Annotated in this window: 12 protein-coding genes; 4 read left to right on the top strand and 8 right to left on the bottom strand. The window is 72.7% G+C overall.

All coding sequences use genetic code 11. The features are described from left to right. Positions 1–20: 20 nt before the first annotated feature. Entirely contained in the window at positions 21–1,781 is a 1,761-nt protein-coding gene (locus QNO21_RS00785; RefSeq protein WP_257519810.1) for an aldehyde dehydrogenase family protein, read from the top strand. A 165-nt stretch (positions 1,782–1,946) separates the two neighbouring features. Here the strand turns inward: QNO21_RS00785 and pip are convergent, their stop codons facing one another. Both pip and ypfJ read right to left on the bottom strand, forming a co-directional pair. Further along, entirely contained in the window at positions 1,947–2,927 is a 981-nt protein-coding gene (gene pip / locus QNO21_RS00780) for a prolyl aminopeptidase (RefSeq protein WP_257519808.1), read from the bottom strand. Continuing rightward, on the bottom strand, positions 2,924–3,802 hold the full coding sequence (gene ypfJ, locus QNO21_RS00775) for a KPN_02809 family neutral zinc metallopeptidase (RefSeq protein ID WP_257519807.1): 879 nt from the start codon (positions 3,800–3,802) through the stop codon (positions 2,924–2,926). The genes pip and ypfJ overlap by 4 nt, the downstream gene beginning before the upstream one ends. A gap of 102 nt (positions 3,803–3,904) precedes the next feature. On the opposite strand from ypfJ, the gene QNO21_RS00770 reads away from it, so the two are divergent. Further along, positions 3,905–4,951: a malate dehydrogenase gene (locus tag QNO21_RS00770; protein ID WP_257519806.1), complete on the top strand. Its 1,047-nt coding sequence runs from the start codon at positions 3,905–3,907 to the stop codon at positions 4,949–4,951. Positions 4,952–5,364: 413 nt separating this feature from the next. Here QNO21_RS00770 and QNO21_RS00765 read toward each other — a convergent pair whose 3' ends face one another. After that, a complete protein-coding gene (locus QNO21_RS00765) occupies positions 5,365–7,716 on the bottom strand; it encodes an ATP-binding cassette domain-containing protein (protein ID WP_257519932.1) in 2,352 nt (783 codons plus the stop codon). Positions 7,717–7,815: 99 nt separating this feature from the next. Here QNO21_RS00765 and QNO21_RS00760 point away from each other — a divergent pair, with 99 nt between their 5' ends. Then, positions 7,816–9,564: a cation:proton antiporter gene (locus tag QNO21_RS00760; RefSeq protein WP_257519805.1), complete on the top strand. Its 1,749-nt coding sequence runs from the start codon at positions 7,816–7,818 to the stop codon at positions 9,562–9,564. 49 nt (positions 9,565–9,613) lie between these two features. Then, entirely contained in the window at positions 9,614–10,108 is a 495-nt protein-coding gene (locus QNO21_RS00755) for a recombinase family protein (RefSeq protein ID WP_257519804.1), read from the top strand. Between the two features lie 2 nt (positions 10,109–10,110). Here the strand turns inward: QNO21_RS00755 and QNO21_RS00750 are convergent, their stop codons facing one another. The 5 genes from QNO21_RS00750 to QNO21_RS00730 are packed head-to-tail and all read right to left on the bottom strand — an operon-like array spanning position 10,111 to position 17,645. After that, positions 10,111–11,772 carry a serine/threonine-protein kinase gene (locus QNO21_RS00750; RefSeq protein ID WP_257519803.1) on the bottom strand — a complete coding sequence of 554 codons (1,662 nt, stop codon included), beginning with the start codon at positions 11,770–11,772 and terminating at the stop codon, positions 10,111–10,113. Then, positions 11,772–13,061: an FHA domain-containing protein gene (locus QNO21_RS00745; RefSeq protein WP_257519802.1), complete on the bottom strand. Its 1,290-nt coding sequence runs from the start codon at positions 13,059–13,061 to the stop codon at positions 11,772–11,774. The genes QNO21_RS00750 and QNO21_RS00745 overlap by 1 nt, the downstream gene beginning before the upstream one ends. Next, the gene (locus QNO21_RS00740) at positions 13,058–15,388 is read right to left on the bottom strand and encodes a transglutaminase TgpA family protein (protein WP_257519801.1); all 2,331 of its coding nucleotides are present in this window, start codon (positions 15,386–15,388) and stop codon (positions 13,058–13,060) included. The genes QNO21_RS00745 and QNO21_RS00740 overlap by 4 nt, the downstream gene beginning before the upstream one ends. After that, complete coding sequence (locus QNO21_RS00735) at positions 15,385–16,680, bottom strand: DUF58 domain-containing protein (protein ID WP_257519800.1); 1,296 nt, start codon at positions 16,678–16,680, stop codon at positions 15,385–15,387. The genes QNO21_RS00740 and QNO21_RS00735 overlap by 4 nt, the downstream gene beginning before the upstream one ends. Then, a complete protein-coding gene (locus tag QNO21_RS00730; protein ID WP_257516641.1) occupies positions 16,677–17,645 on the bottom strand; it encodes an AAA family ATPase in 969 nt (322 codons plus the stop codon). Before QNO21_RS00730 ends, QNO21_RS00735 begins: the two co-directional genes overlap by 4 nt. Positions 17,646–17,661: the final 16 nt, after the last annotated feature.

Below are 17,661 nucleotides of genomic sequence, written 5' to 3'. Positions count from 1 at the left end.
CGAACCGAGGAGTGCACCCCGTGGCATCCGCTGAGTCCCCCGCCCGCGACACCGATCCCGGCCTGCCCGAGGCAGAGCGCGCGCGCCTGGATGCCGCCATCGAGGACCTGCGCTCCGGCTCCGCCCTCTGGGGCCAGCTGACCCTGCCCCAGCGGCGCACGCTGCTGCGGCGCATCCGCGCGGCGGTCGTCGCCGTTGCAGAGGAATGGGCCGACGTCGCCTCGACCTCCAAGGGTCTCGAGCCCGGGCATGCGCTCCGCGGCGAGGAGTGGCTCTCGGGCCCGTACGCGGCGCTCGTCGCGCTCGACGCCTACACCGACACCCTCGGTGCGCTCGCGCGCGGGGCGAGCCCTCTCGACGATCTGCGGGTCGACGAGGCCCCCGGCGGCCGGGTGCGCGTGCACGTACTGCCGACCGCGCCCATCGACCGCCTGCTGCTGTCGGGCTACACCGGCGAGGTGTGGCTGCAGCCCGGCGTGACGGCGGGCGAGGCCGCTCGCACCGCGGGCCTCGGACAGCTGCCCGGCGCCGACGGGGGCGGCGTGGGCGTGGTGCTGGGCGCCGGCAATGTCACCGCCATCCCGTTCCTCGACGTGCTGTACGAGCTGCTCGCGTTCAACCGCGTCTCGCTGCTGAAGGTCAACCCCACGCAGGACGACCTGGTGCCCGTCTACGAGCGGGCGCTCGCCCCGCTGATCGGCGCCGGGATGCTGCGGATCGTGCGCGGCGGCGGCGACGTCGGGGCGTACCTGACCGGGCACCCGGGCATCGATCACGTGCACATCACCGGGTCCATCACGACGTTCGAGGCGATCGTCTGGGGCACCGGTGAGGATGCCGCCCAGCGCCGCGAGACCGGTGTGCCGCGGCTGACCACCCCCATTTCGGCAGAGCTGGGCGGGGTCTCGCCCATCATCGTCGTGCCGGGCGAGTGGTCAGAGGCCGACCTGCGCTTCCAGGCCGAGCACGTCGTGACGATGCGGCTCTACAACAGCGGGCACAACTGCATCGCGGGTCAGGTGGTGCTGCTCAGCGCGGACTGGCCGCAGCGCGAGGCGTTCCTCGCGGCGCTGCGCGAGGCCTACGACACCGCTCCCGCCCGGCCCGTCTGGTACCCCGGTGCGCAGGCGCGGGTCGACGAAGCGGCATCCGCCCATCCCGGCGCCCTGCGCATGGGGGACGGCTCGCGCGTACTGATCGAGGCGGCGGCGACGGATGCCGCGCCCGTGCAGACCACCGAGTACTTCGCGCCGGTGCTGGGCGTCGTGGAACTTCCCGGCCTCGGGCAGGACTTCGTCGACGCGGCCGTCGCGCACGCCAACGACGCACTGACGGGGACCCTCGGCGCCAACGTCATCATCGACCCGGTGACGCAGACGGCGCTCGGGGACGGGTTCGAGCAGGCCATCGCCGAGCTGCACTACGGCACCGTCGCGATCAACGCCTGGACGGCGCTCGGGTTCCTCACCCCCACATGCTCATGGGGGGCGTTCCCGGGCGGGACCCTCGCCGATGCCCCCAGCGGCATCGGGGTCGTGCACAACGCCCGGCTGCTCGACCGGGTGGAGCGCAGCGTCGTGCGCGGACCCTTCCGACCCTTCCCGCGTTCGGTGGCGCCGGGGAACCTTCTCGCGGGCGGACGCCCCTCGGTGCTGCCGAAGCCGCCGTGGTTCGTCTCGGCCCGCACCGGCGCCGCAGTGAGCGAGGGGCTCACGCGGTTCCGCATGGATGGCAACCCCGTGCGCCTGTCGGCGAGCCTGCTGCAGGCCTTCGGCGCGTAGCGGCGGGGCTCGGGGCTGCCGGCCTGGGCGTCGGGGTCTCATCCCCGGAATGGGTCACTCGCGACGACCGAATGGCGACCCGCCTCAGCCCAGACGCCGCCCGCACTGACGACCGAACCCCATCCGGCGCCGCCCACGCGGACTCGCCCCCGCCGTGCAGCGGGGTCAGCCGCCCGCCGCGAACCGGTCGGTCGCGGCGCGCAGCGCGGCGGCGATCCCGGGCTCGGCGGCCGAATGCCCGGCATCCGGCACCATCACGAACTCGGCCTCGGGCCACGCCCGGTGCAGGTCCCACGCGGTCATCATCGGCGTGCACACGTCATAGCGGCCCTGCACGATGACGCCGGGGATGTGCCGGATCGCACCGACATCGGCGATCAGCTGCCCCTCGCGCAGCCACCCGCGGTTGAGGAAGTAGTGATTCTCGATGCGCGCGAACGCCGTGGCCGAGGCGGGATCCGACATGGATTCCACGAGCTCCGCGTCGGGCAGCAGGGTGACCGTCGAGGCCTCCCACCGGGTCCACGCGAGCCCCGCCGGCCCGTGCACGGCGGGGTCGGGGTCCGACAGCCGCCGGTGGTACGCCTCGATCATGCGCGCGCGCTCGAGCACCGGGATCGGTGCGATGAACTGCTCCCACAGATCGGGGAAGAGTGCCGACGCCCCGCCTTCGTAGAACCATTCCAGCTCGTGGGCGCGCAGGGTGAAGATGCCGCGCAGCACCAGCTCGCTGACGGTGTGCGGGTGGGCCTCGGCGTAGGCGAGCGCGAGGGTGCTCCCCCACGATCCGCCGAACACCATCCACCGGTCGATGCCCAGCGTCCGCCGCAGCAGGTCGATGTCGGCGACGAGGTGCCACGTGGTGTTGTGGCGCAGGTCGGCGTCGGGGTCACCAGCGTGCGGTGTGGAGCGCCCGCATCCGCGCTGGTCGAACAGCACGATGCGGTAGACCTCGGGGTCGAAGAACCGACGATGCCAGGGCGCCGTGCCTCCTCCCGGCCCCCCGTGGAGGAACACGACCGGCTTTCCCTGCGGGTTGCCGGACTGCTCCCAGTAGACGCGGTTGCCCTCGCCGACCAGAAGCTCGCCGGTCTCGTACGGTTCGATGGGCGGGTAGAGGATGTCGTCGAGGTGCGCGTGGTTCACAAGTCCGCTCCTGATACCGAGAAGGTGTCGCACGACGACGCGCCGCGCTCGTAGCCGACATCGAACCAGCGCTGCCGCTGCTCGCTCGAACCGTGGGTCCAGCTCTCGGGGTTCACGGTCCCCCCGGACTGCCGCTGGATGTTGTCGTCGCCGACGGTCGCGGCCGCGGCGAGCGCGTCGCGGATCTGCTCCTGCGTCGGCTCCTTCATGAAGGGCACGCCGTTCTCGTCCACCTGCTGCGGCAGGTCGGCGACCCAGGCGCCGGCGAAGCAGTCCGCCTGCAGCTCGGTGCGTACCCCGTTGCTGTCGGGGCCAGAGCCGTTGTTCGGGTAGCGGTCGAAGACGCCGGTGATCTGCTGCACGTGGTGGCCGTACTCGTGCGCCAGCACGTACAGCTGCGCGAGCGGGCCGGCCGTCGTGTCGAACTGCTCGCGCAGCACGCCGAAGAAGGTGGGGTCGACGTAGACGGTCTCCTCGGGCGGGCAGTAGAAGGGGCCCGTGGCGTTGGATGCCGTGCCGCACGCGGTGCCCGTCTCGACATCGACGATGATCAGCTGCGGCGCCCGGTATCCGTCGAGCTCACGCTCCCAGAACTGGTCGAGGTTCAGCGACGCCGCCGCCAACCGGCAGTCGTCGTTCGCGTTCGCGTCCGCGCCCGTCTGGCAGTTCGCGATCGTCGACTCCTCCGCCGCCGTGCCTCCGCCCGACCCCCCGGCACCGCCCAGCAGCCCGCCGAGATCGAAACCGGTGAACATGCTCAGCAGCAGCACGACGATGCCACCGACACCGACCGCTCCGCCGCCGACGACGGCGGCGTTTCGCCCGCGTCGCTTGGCGGTGTTGCCGCCCACGCGGGCATTGTCATTGAAGGTCACCCCGCAACGGTACTGGCCGCACGGCCGGGAGTGTGGGCGCCGGACCGCAGACGCCCCGCACCGGTGGCATTGCGCGCGCCGCCGCACTCATAGGCTCGGGTCATGGATGCCACTCCCGACGCCGCGCCAGCCGCCACCCACCTCCCCGCCCCCGTGACGGTGACGATCACCGGAGCCGGCGGTCAGATCGGATACGCGCTGCTGTTCCGCATCGCCGCAGGCGACATGCTGGGCCCGGACCAGCCCATCCGACTGCGCCTGCTGGAGATCCCGCAGGGCATGCGGGCGGCGGAGGGTGCCGCGCTCGAACTGCAGGACTGCGCCTTCCCGCTGCTGCGCGATGTCGAAGTGACCGACGATGCCGCGGTGGCCTTCGCCGGCGCGAACCGCGCACTGCTGGTCGGTTCCCGCCCACGCGCCGCCGGCATGGAGCGCAGTGACCTGCTCGCCGCCAACGCCGGCATCTTCGCTCCGCAGGGGGCGGCGATCGCAGCCAATGCCGCTGGCGACGTGTGCGTGCTGACCGTCGGCAACCCCGCCAACACGAACGCGCTCATCGCCGCGGCCGCGGCCGACGGCATCCCTTCCGAGCGGTTCAGCGCCCTCACCCGCCTGGACCACGACCGCGCAGTGGGCCAGCTCTCCGCTGCGCTGGACGTCGGCCCCGCGGCGCTGCAGGGCGTCACCATCTGGGGCAACCACTCCGCCACGCAGTTCCCCGACGTCGCCCACGCCACGGTCGACGGCGAACCAGTGCTCGCCGCTCTCGCCGAGAAGCTGGGAGGGGCGGATGCCGCCGCGGCCTGGCTCGACGACGTGTTCATCCCCCGGGTCGCCCGGCGCGGGGCGGAGATCATCGAGGTGCGCGGGTCGTCGTCGGTGGCGTCGGCCGCGAACGCCGCAATCGCGCACGTGCGCGATGAGGCGCTCGGCACCGGCGCGGGGTGGACGTCGGCGGCCCTGGTGTCCCGCGGCGAGTACGGCGTGCCCGAGGGGATCGTCTGCTCGTTCCCGGTGACCAGCGACGGTTCGGGCTACCGCGTCGTGGAGGGGCTGCTCCTCGACGAGCGCGCACAGGCGCGGCTGCAGGCGTCCGTCGCCGAGCTCGTCGCCGAGCGCGAGGCGGTGCGGGAGCTCACGGGCGCCTGACCCGCGCCGTGCGGCCGTCCGCCGCCGACGCCGCGCCCGGGCCCGCGCGGCGCCCGCCCCCAACCCCGGGCCCACGCGGCGGCCCCCAACGCCGGGTCGCGCCCCCGCTCGCCTGTCGCAAACTGCTCCCTGCGGGCCGCTGAAGCGACCGTTCGCGACAGGCGAGCACCCGCGGCCCTGCCCGCGACATCCACCCCGGCGGCCGCACCCCTACCTAGCTGGGCCGACCCCGAGCGCCCCCGCCCCACTCACCTGTCGCAAACTGCTCCCTGCAGGCCGCCGAAGCGACCGTTCGCGACAGGCGAGCGCTGGAAGGCGGCGCAGGGACGGCGGCGGCGGCCCTGGAGGCGGAGCCGGGACGCGAGAGGCGGGAGCGGCCGCGATGCCGGATGCCGCAACGCCCTGCCGCGGCCTCAGGCGACGTAGGCGCGGAGGTGCTGAGCGGTGAGGGTGTCCGCACCCTCGACCAGGGCTGCCGGCGTTCCCTCGAACACCACCCGGCCGCCGTCGCGCCCCGCGCCGGGGCCGAGGTCGACGATCCAGTCGGCGTGCGCCATGACGGCCTGGTGGTGCTCGATGACGATGACGGAGTTGCCGGCATCCACCAGCCGGTCGAGCAGCCCCAGCAGGTTGTCGACGTCTGCCAGGTGAAGTCCGGTCGTCGGCTCGTCGAGCACGTACACGGCGCCCTTCTTGGCCATCGAGATCGCCAGCTTCAGCCGCTGCCGCTCGCCGCCCGAAAGCGTGTTCAGTCGCTGCCCGAGCGTGACGTAGTCCAGCCCGACGTCGACCATGCGCGCCAGCGTCGTGTGCGCCGGCCCGCTGGCGAAGAATGCCGCCGCCTCGCCGACCGACATCGACAGCACCTCGTCGATGTTCTTGCCGTTCAGGCGATACTCCAGCACCTCGTCGGTGAACCGTCGTCCTTCGCAGACTTCGCACACCGTCTCGACGGTGGACATGAACCCCAGCTCGGTGATGATCACGCCGAGCCCCTTGCACACCGGGCAGGCACCTTCGGAGTTGGCGCTGAAGAGCGCGGGCTTCACGCCGTTCGCCTTGGCGAACGCCGTGCGGATGACATCGAGCAGCCCGGTGTAGGTGGCGGGGTTGCTGCGCCGCGACCCGCGGATAGCGGACTGGTCAACGACCACGACGTCGTCACGGTCGGGCAGATTGCCGTGGATGAGCGAGGACTTGCCTGACCCCGCGACACCCGTGACGACGGTGAGGAGGCCCAGCGGGATGTCGACGTCGACGTCCTGCAGGTTGTGCTGCGCAGCCCCGCGGATGGGCAGCGCGCCGCGCGGCGATCGCACCGCGGGCTTCAGCCGCGCACGGTGGTCGAGATGGCGCCCCGTGATCGTGTCCGACGCGCGCAGTCCCGCGACGTCGCCGATATAGGTGATCTGCCCGCCGGCGCGGCCGGCGCCGGGGCCGAGGTCGACGACATGGTCGGCGATCTCGATGACTTCCGGCTTGTGCTCGACCACGAGCACGGTGTTGCCCTTGTCGCACAGGCGCCGCAGCAGGGCGTTCATGCGCTGGATGTCGTGCGGGTGCAGCCCCGCGGTCGGCTCGTCGAACACGTAGGTCACGTCGGTGAGGGCGGAACCCAGGTGGCGGATCATCCGGGTGCGCTGCGACTCGCCGCCGGAGAGGGTCCCCGATGGCCGGTCGAGCGAGAGGTAGCCGAGCCCGATCTCGACGAACGAGTCGACGGTGTGACGCAGGCCTGCCACGAGCGGGCCGACCCCGGGGTCATCGACGGTGCGCAGCCACGCGGCGAGGTCGGTGATCTGCATGGCCGCGGCATCCGCGATGCTCACCCCGCCGATCCTGGACGACCGCGCGGCCTCGCTCAGGCGTGTGCCACCGCAGGCGGGGCACTCGGTGAACCGCACCGCGCGGTCGACGAAGGCGCGCACATGAGGCTGCATCGAGTCGCGGTCCTTCTGCAGGAAGCCCTTGGTGATCTTGGGCACCAGGCCCTCGTAGGTCATGTTGATCCCCTGGATCTTGACCTTCGTGGGCTCTCGGTAGAGGAAGTCCTGACGCTCCTGGTCGGTGTAGTGCTCGATCGGCTTGTCGGCGTCGACGAACCCCGATTCGGTGATGGCGCGCACCATCCAGCCGTCGACGGTGTACCCCGGCACGGTCAGTGCGCCCTCGGCGAGCGACTTCGTGCGGTCGAACAGCTGTTCCAGGTCGATGTCGCTGACTTCGCCGGTCCCCTCGCAGCGCGGGCACATGCCGCCGGTGACGGTGTACTCGCGTTTCACCGCCTTCTTCTCGCCCACCTTCATGGCTCCCGAGCCGGTGACCGACGGCACGTTGAACGAGAACGCCTGGGGCGGACCGATGTGCGGGGTGCCGAGACGGCTGAAGAGGATGCGCAGCATCGCGTGCGCGTCGGTGGCAGTGCCCACGGTCGAGCGCGGATTGCCGCCCATGCGTTCCTGGTCCACGAGGATCGCGGTCGTCAGCCCTTCCAGCAGATCGACGTCGGGCCGCGGCAGGGTCGGCATGAACCCCTGCACGAAGGTGCTGTAGGTCTCGTTGATGAGGCGCTGCGACTCCGCGGCGATCGTGCCGAACACCAGCGATGACTTTCCCGAGCCACTCACGCCCGTGAAGACCGTGAGGCGCCGCTTGGGAAGGTCGATCGTCACCCCCTGCAGGTTGTTCTCCCGCGCGCCGACGACCCGGATGGTGTCGTGGGCGCCGGGGCCGATCCGGGCATCGGCGGCGTCGTTCTCGGCCATGAGGGTCCTCCCGTCACAGACCAGCATGCCCGGGTCTGCGGACACCCGCAGTCCTCGTCCCGATCTCACGGCAGAATGCTCACTGACGGGGAGGCGCCCATGGACACGGTGATCGTGCTGGTGATCGTCGGCGTGGTCGTGATCGCGGTGGCGGCGGGCCTGGCCCCCCGTATCAACGTGGCGGGACCGCTGCTGCTGGTGATCGCCGGACTCGGCGTCAGCCTGCTGCCCTTCGTTCCGGCGGTGGAGGTCGACCCCGAGATCATCCTCGTCGGCATCCTGCCCCCGCTGCTGTACTCCGCGGCGGTGTCGCTGCCGGCGATCGAGTTCCGCCGGGACTTCGGCCCGATATCGGGCCTGTCGGTGCTGCTGGTGATCATCACGACGCTGACGCTCGCCGGGTTCCTCCTGTGGGCGGTCCCCGAACTCGGCCTGCTGCTGTCGATCGCCCTGGGCGCGATCCTGAGCCCGACGGATGCCGTAGCCACCTCGATCGTGAAGCGGCTGGGTCTGTCACGTCGCGTGGTGACGATGCTCGAGGGCGAGAGCCTGCTCAACGACGCGACCTCGCTGGTGCTGCTGCGCACCGCGATCGCCGCAGCCGCCACGGGAGGCGCGGTGGCCGCGGGCGAGTTCGCGGGCGCCTTCGCCTGGGGTGTGCTCGTGGCCATCGCCGCCGGGGCGCTGGTGGGCTTTCTCGCACTCCGCCTGCGGGTGTGGGTGGGGGACTCGGCAGCCAACACCGCGATCGGTTTCATGGTGCCCTTCGCGGCGTACCTGCCCACTGAGCAATTCGGCGGGTCCGGCCTGGTGGCAGCCGTGGTCGCCGGAATCGTGACCGGCCAGGGCTCCGCACGCTGGTTCACCGCCGAGCAGCGGCTGTCCGACGCCGTCAACTGGCGCACCATCGAGCTCGTGCTGGAGGGCGCGGTCTTCCTCATCATGGGGCTCGAGCTGAAGGACCTCTGGCTGCAGAACCTGGCCGAGCAGAACGGACCCCAGCGGGCCTTCCTGCTCGCGGGCACCGCGCTGGCCATCATCCTGCTCGTGCGCACCGGCTACGTCGCGCTCCTGGTGCTGCTGCAAGGCCGTCGCGCCGAGGGCAAACGCGCACGGCTCGGAGCGGTGGGCGCCCGCATCGACGCCTACGAGGACACGTACCTCGACGATCCGCCGCCCCGGCCCGTCGACCGGCGGGGACGCAGCGTCGAGCGCCACCGCGTCGAGCGTCGCCTCACGGTCTGGCGGCGGCGAGTGGGCCGCGAGCTGGCAGACCTCGACTATTACCAGGCCTCGCCGCTGGGGTGGAAGCACGGGGGCATCATCGTGTGGGCCGGCATGCGCGGCGTCGTGACGCTGGCTGCGGCGCAGACGCTGCCCCGCGAGACCCCCGCGCGCGAGCTGCTCATTCTGACCGCCTTCCTCGTCGCCATCATCAGCCTGCTCGTGCAGGGCTTCACCCTGCCCTGGTTCTCACGTCTGCTGAAGCTGCCGCCCGAGAGCGACGAGCTGTCGCGCGACGAGCGGGACCGCATCGACGCCGCCCTGCGCGATGCGGCCCAGCAGCAGCTCGAGAGCCCCGGCCTGGCGCGAGCCGACGGCGCACCGTTCCCTCCCGAGCTCCTCAGCCACGTGGGCGCGCGCATGTCGGAGGCACCGGATGAGGACGAGAGCGCTGCCGTGCGCGACCGGCTGGAACTGCGCCTCGTGCTGCTCGCCGCGATGCGGGAGCGCCTGGGCACGCTCGCCCGCAGCGGCATCAGCTCGGCGGCGCTGCGGCACGCGCTGGCCGAGCTCGACGCCGAGGAGGTGAATCTTCGCCTGCGGCTCAAGGGCGAAGGCGATTGACTGCGTGTCGGCCCGCTGAGAGACAATGAAGGGGACCAAGGAGCAGCCCATGACCGATGTCGCCCCGCAGCACGCCGCGCCTGAGCAGACCACCACGCAGCGGGCTCCGGCGGACTACGCCGAGTCGATCGCGTTGCCGGTCGAGCCGGGGCGCGTGCCGCCGGCCTTCCGCGATCTCGAGCAGTCCCGGGACTGGTGGCTGGCCCGTCCCGCCGGCTCCCGGCTCGTGGGACTGGTGGTGGCACGCGACGACATGCCCAGCATCGTGCGCCAGCGTGACGAGCTCTCGCGCTTCGGCGTGCCCATCGAGGGCTTCCGCCATCCGTCTCCCGAGACCATGGAGACGTGGCAGGAGCGCCTGACCCGACTGTTCGGGCGGCTGTCGCGAGGAGATGTCGTCGTGGTGGCGACCGTGCACGCCCTCGGGCGCGACGTCGACGAAGAGTCGCGCACCATCGCGGAGCTTCGCCGCCGGGGGATCATCGTCAAGGTGCTCTCGCACACGACCGCGACGGGCCCCGTCGCCACGACGCCCCTCGGCTGAGGTCAGGGCGCGCAGGCCTCCGCCGTCGGCGAGCTCTGCCGGTCGGCCCGCACCACCGTGACCTCGATGCAGGTGAGTCCGCCGGGCTCGGCGGGAACAGTGACAGTCGCCTCGGCGGTGGACTCCAGCCGTGTCGACTCGCCCAGGCGCTGCACGCCCCAGAGGTAGCTGTCGCCCTCCTCCTCGGCAGGATTGCGCCACGAGAAGGTGACCTCGTTGCCGACGACCGTGCCCACCAGGTCCACCACGGCGGGCACGCCGCCGGTGGGCAGGATGTCGAGCGGACCCTCCTCCTCGTCGGGCGCCGACGAGGGCTCCGGCGCCGGCGAGAGAAGACCGGCACCTGCGGCGAGTGCGACGCCGCCGCCCCCGAGTACGACGACGGCGGCCACGATGGCGCCGACCAGGGCGCCGGTGCGCCGCTGCGGACGCGGCGGCGGGGCCGACGCGTCTTCGGCGGGGCTCTCCTCCGTCGCGCGGGACCGTGCGGTTGCGTCCGGACCGGCGAACGCCGGCGCGGGGGCCGCTGCGTTCGGCGGGGCCAGGGGCGCCGAGCGACGCACGGTCGTCTCGGGGATCGCGCTCTCCCACGTGGGCATCTGCACCGGCTGCGGCCGCATCATCGTGGCGCCGACGGTCGTCGATGCGGGGGGTGATGTCGTGCCCGCGCTGGGGGCGGTCGAGCCGGGCGCACGCACGATGGGCGGCGGCAGCGAGGGGTCGATGTTCACGATGCCCCGGATGCGGGTGAGGCCGCCGTCCTCGTCGTCCTCGGGGGCGTCGTGGGCGGCGCTCTCGTCGATGACGTCGATGGGCGTTGCCGCCATGCTCAGCTCGAGCTGCACGCGCTGCAGCGCACGGGCGAATTCCAGCGCGCTGGCGTAGCGGTCAGACGGAGAGGGAGCCATCGCCCGCTCCAGCGCCCGCTGCAGCGACGGCGGGGCATCGGCGCGGCCGAGCGGCGGCAGCGGCTGGGTGAGCACGCGCTGCACCAGATCTGCGCTGCCGTTGCGCTGCCCGGGCAGCTCGTAGGGCGAGCGCCCTGCGAGCAGCGTGTACACGGTCGCGGCGAGCGCGTACACGTCACCGGCGACTCCGGGCGCCCCCGCTTCGGCGAACGCCTCGGGCGGCGACCACGGGATCGACATGCCGGCGATCTCCTCGTCACTGTCCCCGGCGGTCGCGATGCCGAAATCGGTGAGCGCCGGCCGGTTGTAGTCGGTGACGAGGATGTTGGCCGGTTTGATGTCGCGATGGAGGATGCCGGCGCGGTGCGCGGTCTCGACGGCCGCCGCGACCTGCACCCCGACCCGCAGCGCCTCGGCGATCGAGAACGGCTCGCGGCGGTAGCGCACCTGCAGGTTCGGGCGCGAGCAGTACTCCATGACGAGGTACGGCCGGCCGTCGTCGGACACACCGGCCTGGTAGATCGTGACGATCGCCGGGTGCGTCGACAGCTGCGCCATGATGTTCGCCTCGGCGGCGAAGTCATCCAGCGACGTCTGGCTGAGTCGATCGGCGAGCAGCACCTTCACCGCGACGCGTCGCTGCGGAAGCGCCTGGTCGTACAGGAAGACATCGGCGAAGCCCCCCGAGCCGAGCAGCTCCCGATAGGTGAAGCCCGGTATGTCGGGGGGAGAGGCCGGTGGCCGAGACGCGCCCATCACTGCTCCCGGTAGGTCACGGTCACCTCGTCGCCGAGGTCGAGCACGTCGCCGTCGACCAGCATCGTCGGCTCGCCCGGGTGCAGCCGCACGGGGCTCGCGCCTTCGCGGTGCAGCACCGTGCCGTTGGTGGTGTCGAGATCGACCACCACCGCCGTCTCGCCCTCGCGGCGCACTTCGATGTGACTGCGGGAGATGTCTTGTCGGGGGCTGTCCACCGTGATGAGCTGCGGCGCATCGGCGCCGACGCGGGCCGCGCGCGGACGCCGCCCCACCACAACGGGTCGCTCGACCTGCACGGTGCGCCCGGTCGACAGTTCGAGCAGCCCCGCCGAGGGCGGACGGGGAACGGGCGGCACGTCCCCCAGCCGCTGGGAGCGCATAGCCCGGGCGGCCGCGAGCGAGACCGTCGCGCCGTCGTGGTCGCCGCCGCGTACGAGCGGCGCATCGGCGTCGGTGATCACCGCCGCGCTGGCGGCGGGGGTCGGCACGGCGCCTTCGGCGTCGCCCTGGGCGTCGATCACCGCCGCGGCCGCCACCGACGCCATGACCGTCTCACCCCACAGGTGCGCGAACCGGCCGCTGTCGGACTGCACGGTCTCGAGCGCATCACCGCCCGCAGGCACTTCGGCGGGCGCGTCGGACTCGGCAGGCTCCTCGGCGTGTTCCTCGGCGTGTTCCTCGGGCGCGGAGGGCAACGCCGGCACGTCGCCGCTCACCCAGGCCGGCACGTCCTCGACGAGCGCGCCGGTGGGCACCGGTGCGGCGGCGGCCGCCGCGGGGGCGGGCTGCAGCACTGCCTGCGGCTCGGCGGCGACGGCCGCCACCGCGCCCTCCGCCGCCGGGAACGCCACGGTCACGCCGCCGGCGCGCACGATGCCGTCGACGAGCGGCAGGGCGACGCCCGCCGGGGCCCCGGCCCGCAGCGTTATCTCGCGGGCGTCGGTGATCACGTGCTCGCTCCACGTCGCGACGCCGGCACCGCTGAGCACGCGGGTCGCGCCGTCGGCGCCTGACACGTGAGCCTCGACGTCGCCACGCACGAGCACCCGCGGGGGCTGCGCGAGGACGACCAGTGCGAAGGGGGGCACGTCTGCGAAGCGTCCGGTCGCGCCGGTCGCGGCATCCAGCACGGCGCCGAGGTCACCACCGGCGGCCAACGCATGCCAGACCGCTTCGACGACCGCGGTGTGCGCCTCTGCGGCCACCAGCGCCACCCCCGACGACGCGGCGACGGCATAGGCCTCGCCGGCGGTGTAGCGCGTCGGCTCTCGGCGAAGTTCGGTCATGACTGGTCCTCCGTGGCGGCGGGCGCGGAACGGCCGCGCGTGGTGCGCGCACCCTTGCCGGCGGGCGAGAGCAGCGAGCGCAGGCTCAGCCGCGATCGTAGTCGACGCCAGAACCCGACCGAGCCGTGCAGCCCCCCGATGACCTCGTCGACCTCGCGCCACAGCGCCTCGACGTCTTCCTCGGTCGGCTCGCCCGGGGCGAACACTCCGGCATCTGCGCGCCCGGCGACGACGACGACGGAGTCGGGTACGGCGAGTGTCCGGGAGAGCACGCGCGCCTCTTCCCTGCGGGTGCCGCCCGAGGGGGGCCGTGCACCCATGTCGTGGGCGGTGTCGATGACCTCGGCCCACGCTCCGCCCGCCCGCTCCGACGGCGCACCCGTCTCGCGACGGCGCCTCCGGCGTCGCAGCTTGAGCAGCAGCACAGCCACGAAGGGCGCCGCCAGTGCCAGCAGAACACCCACGCCCGCGGCGATGTAGCCGAGGATCGTCAGCCACGAGAAGCCGTCGGCGTCGTCGTCGTCCTCGTTGCCCTCGTCTTCGGGGATGTCCGGAGGCAGATTCACCGGGTCCTGCGCGGGGGGCGGCGGCTGCAGGGTCTGCGGCTGCAGCTGTGTCTGCGGCACCGTCTGCTGGTCGGTGGGCACCTGGTCCTCGGGCGGGGTCGGGTCGAACACGACCCACCCGTACTCGTCGAACGCGATCTCGACCCACGCGTGCAGATCCTCGCCCGTCGCGGCGAAGGGAGCTCCGGCGTCGTGCTCTTCGGGGTAGAACCCCATGACCACCCGGGCGGGAAGACCCAGCTGGCCGGCCAGCAGCGCCATCGTGACGGCGTACTGCTCGTCGTCGCCGACCATGCGCTCCGGGGCCGCCAGCACCGCCTGGATGCGCTCCGAGCCGTGGCCGGCGCGCGAGATCGCCTCGCCCTCGAGGCCGTGGCTGAAGAAGCCCTTCGTCGAAAGGGTCGTCGCTATGGCGTCAGCCTGCTCGAAGGGCGTGCTCGCTCCCCCCACCATCGTCGAGGCCATCGAGGCGGCACCCTCGGGCACGTTCCGCTGCGGAGGCAGCGCCAGGGGCGCCACAGCCGCCTCCTCCAGCTGCCCGCGGCTGGGCGTCGGGGGAACGACGACGTCGAGGGTGTACCGGTCACCCTCCCGCAGACCCGCCGTCACCACCCCGACGCCGGTGGCGCGGTTGTAGAACGTGGAACGGCGCAGGTCGTCGGCCCGCTCGCCGTCGTAGCGGATGCCGGTGAGGTAGCCCACGTCGGGAAGCCAGACGCCGCGCAGCGACCCGATCTCGATGGTGACGGTGGCCTCGTCGCCCTCGACCGTGGCGGGGATGCGGTCCCCCAGGCGCTGGAAGCTCGCCGACGATCCCGCCCCCTCGCTCGCGACGTTGTAGACGACGCCGTCGTACGCGTCGAGGGTCGCCAGGCGCACGCGACCGCCCTCGGGGAGCCCTTCGACGGTGAAGAGCGTCTCGTCGGCCTTGTCGCGCACGACCGAGCGGAAGGACTGCAGCGGGCTGACGTAGTCGCGCAGGTCGATGGGCGGCTGGATCGCATCCCGCACGACGTAGCGCGGCCCCGACGGCGCCGCCGCCGCGCTGACACCGGCGCCGAGGCCGATGGCGAGCACGAGCACCCCCGCACCGGCGAGCACCCGTCGCCCCGGGCGGAGCGTCGAGGTCGAGCCGGATGCCACGGCGTACTGCTGCGCCGACAGCGAGCGGCGGTAGGCCGTCCACCCCACCGCGACCAGGCCGAACACCGCGCCCTGCACGATCGGCACCGCCGGCTGGGTGGTGCCGAAGGCGATGGCCAGCACGAGCAGCAGCCCCGCCGGCAGCAGCGCCCACCCGTACGCCCGCGCCCTCAGCGCGGCGGAGCCGGCCAGCACCGACGTCAGCAGCACCGAGAGGAACGGCACGACGAGGAACGCGTCGGATGCCTCGAACGGCGCGACCGCCGTGACGAACTGCTTCCACGAGAACACGACGCCGCCGGCGAGGGCGATGATGCTCTCGAGCGACGGGATGACCCCGCCGATCGTGGTCGTCGGCACCGCGAGGGGCGCGCCGAGGACGAAGTATGCGGCGACCGTCACGGCCGCGACCGTCAGCGCGCCCCAGCGCAGCCACGCCGCGAGAACGGCGATCCCCAGTCCGATCACGAGGGCGGCGAACCCGGTGAGGAGGAAGAACGAGCCCTCGAAGGCGGGCCGGAAGCCGATGATCGACACCGAGATCAGGGCGGCGACGGCAGCGAGGTCGATCGCCGTGCGGCGCGTGAACGGCCGACGGGCCGCAGCCGGAGCGCTCACGCGAGCACCCGCCGCAGGCCGACCGGCAGGTCCGACAGCGCGCCGAGCGTGAGGATGGTGGCATCCCCCAGCCGTCGCAGCTCGGGGGTGGCACCGACGCGGCACGACACTCCCAGCACCCGCGCGCCCCCGGGGAGCGTGCGGGCCGCGGTGCGCAGCGTCTGCGGCGAGACGCGGGACCCGGTGAGCATGACCACGATGCTCGCCTGCAGCGCCTCGGTCTTCACGCGGGCAGCGAGCTCGGGCGTCGATGCCACGGCGTGCGCGGTCTCGATGCGCGAGAGGGCATCGAGCAGCGGCCGGCCGGCGGTCGCGGGGATGGACTCGTCCTGGCTGAGCACCGACACGTCGCGCTCGTCGCGCAGCGCCTGCACGCCTACGGAGCCGGCGGCCGACACGGCCAGCTCGAACTCGTCGGGGTCGGCGTACTCCCCCGCGTTGCGCGAGAGCGTGACGACGATGTGCGAGCGACGGGTGTCTTCGAACTGTCGCACCATGAGCTTGCCGGTGCGGGCGGTGGAGCGCCAGTGCACATGCCGGCGGTCGTCGCCCGGTGCGTATTCGCGCAGCGCATGGAACGAGACGTCGTCGCGCGAGAGATCGCGGGTGGGAAGCCCCTCGAGGTCGCGCAGGAACCCGGCGGACATGCTGCCCAGGCCCACGGTGTGCGGATGCACGAAGAGCTCGAGCGGATCGCTCCAGGCCTGGTCTCGCTGGAAGACGCCGAGCGGATCGCCGCGGACGGCGCTGACCGGGCCGACGGTGAGCACCCCGCGACGCGTGGTGGGGATGGCGAACAGATCGTCATGGGTCGCTCCCGGCCGCAGCCGCGGCACCTCGAACACCGGCCGCGCCTGGCCGACGGGGAGGATGACGCGGGCGGGGAGGATCGCGCGGGTGCCGGGGTTGCGCAGCTCGAGGCTCCCCACCGCCCGTTCGCCGACGACCACCCGCTGACGGGTGAGGTCCAGCGAGACGTCGTACTGGGTGCGCCCGATGAGGAACACCGCGCACACCGCCAGCAGCGCGGCCCCGCACATGGCGAGAGTGGTCAGCTCCCACCAGCCGAGCGTCATCCCGGCGATGCCGGCGACGGCCGTGACCGCGAAGACGCCCCAGCCGAGCGGGGTGACGACGCCCGCGATGCGGCCGACACGCCGCGCCACCGGGGTGACGGCTGGGGCGACGGATGCCTCGTAGCGCGCCCGCAGCGACGGGCGCGCTGCCGCCGGCGCACGCCGAACGCCGCGGCGCGCAGTGGCCGGAGCGGCCGGCTGTGCGGCGGCCGTCATGCCGCGCGGGCCTGCGGCGCCGGGGTGTCCTCGAGCACGCGCTGCACGATGCTCTCGGGGGTGACGCCCGAGAACTCCGCTTCGGGGTCGAGCACGATCCGGTGGCTCCACACCGGCAGGGCGAGGGTCTTGATGTCGTCGGGAAGCACGTAATGGCGGCCTTCGGATGCGGCGCGCACCTTGGCGGCCCGCACGATGGCGAGCATGCCGCGCACCGAGACCCCGAGCATGGTCTCCCGGCTCTCGCGGGTGGCCTCGGCCAGCTGGGCGGCGTAGCGCAGCAGCACCGGGTCGACGTGGGCGGACGCAGCGAGGTCGGCCATCTCGGCGACGGCGTGGGCGGTGACCACCGGCTGCAGCCGGGCGGTGGGGTTGCGGTCGGCGGAGCCGGAGAGGATGCGCTCGGCTGCCGCCAGGTCGGGGTAGCCGATGGTCGTCTTCAGCAGGAAGCGGTCCAGCTGCGCCTCGGGCAGCTTGTACGTGCCCGCCTGCTCGATCGGGTTCTGGGTCGCGATCACCAGGAACGGCCGGCCGACTTCGTGGGCGACGCCGTCGACGGTGATGCGGGATTCCTCCATGACCTCCAGCAGCGCCGACTGCGTCTTCGGCGAGGCGCGGTTGATCTCGTCGGCCAGCACCACCTGCGCGAACACAGGCCCCTTGTGGAATTCGAACTTGTGCGTCGCCTGGTCGTAGATCGTCACACCGGTGACGTCGGACGGCAGCAGGTCGGGGGTGAACTGGATGCGGCTGCTGGTGCCCTGCACTGTTGCCGCCAGGGCGCGCGCGAGGCTCGTCTTGCCGGTTCCCGGGGCATCCTCCAGCAGCACGTGGCCCTCGGCGAGCATGGCTGTCAGCACGAGGCGCACCACCTCGTCCTTGCCCAGCACGGCCTGACCGACGTTGTCGGCCAGGCGTGTGAAGGTGTCACGGAACCATGCTGCCTGCTCCACGGTCATCGTCATCCGGGTGTCTCCTTGT

The sequence above is a fragment of the Microbacterium sp. zg-Y818 genome (assembly GCF_030246905.1).
In the GTDB taxonomy this organism is placed as follows: Bacteria; Actinomycetota; Actinomycetes; order Actinomycetales; family Microbacteriaceae; genus Microbacterium.
The sequence above is the reverse complement of the archived record's forward strand: the minus strand, read 5'-3'. Positions and strand labels throughout refer to the sequence as shown.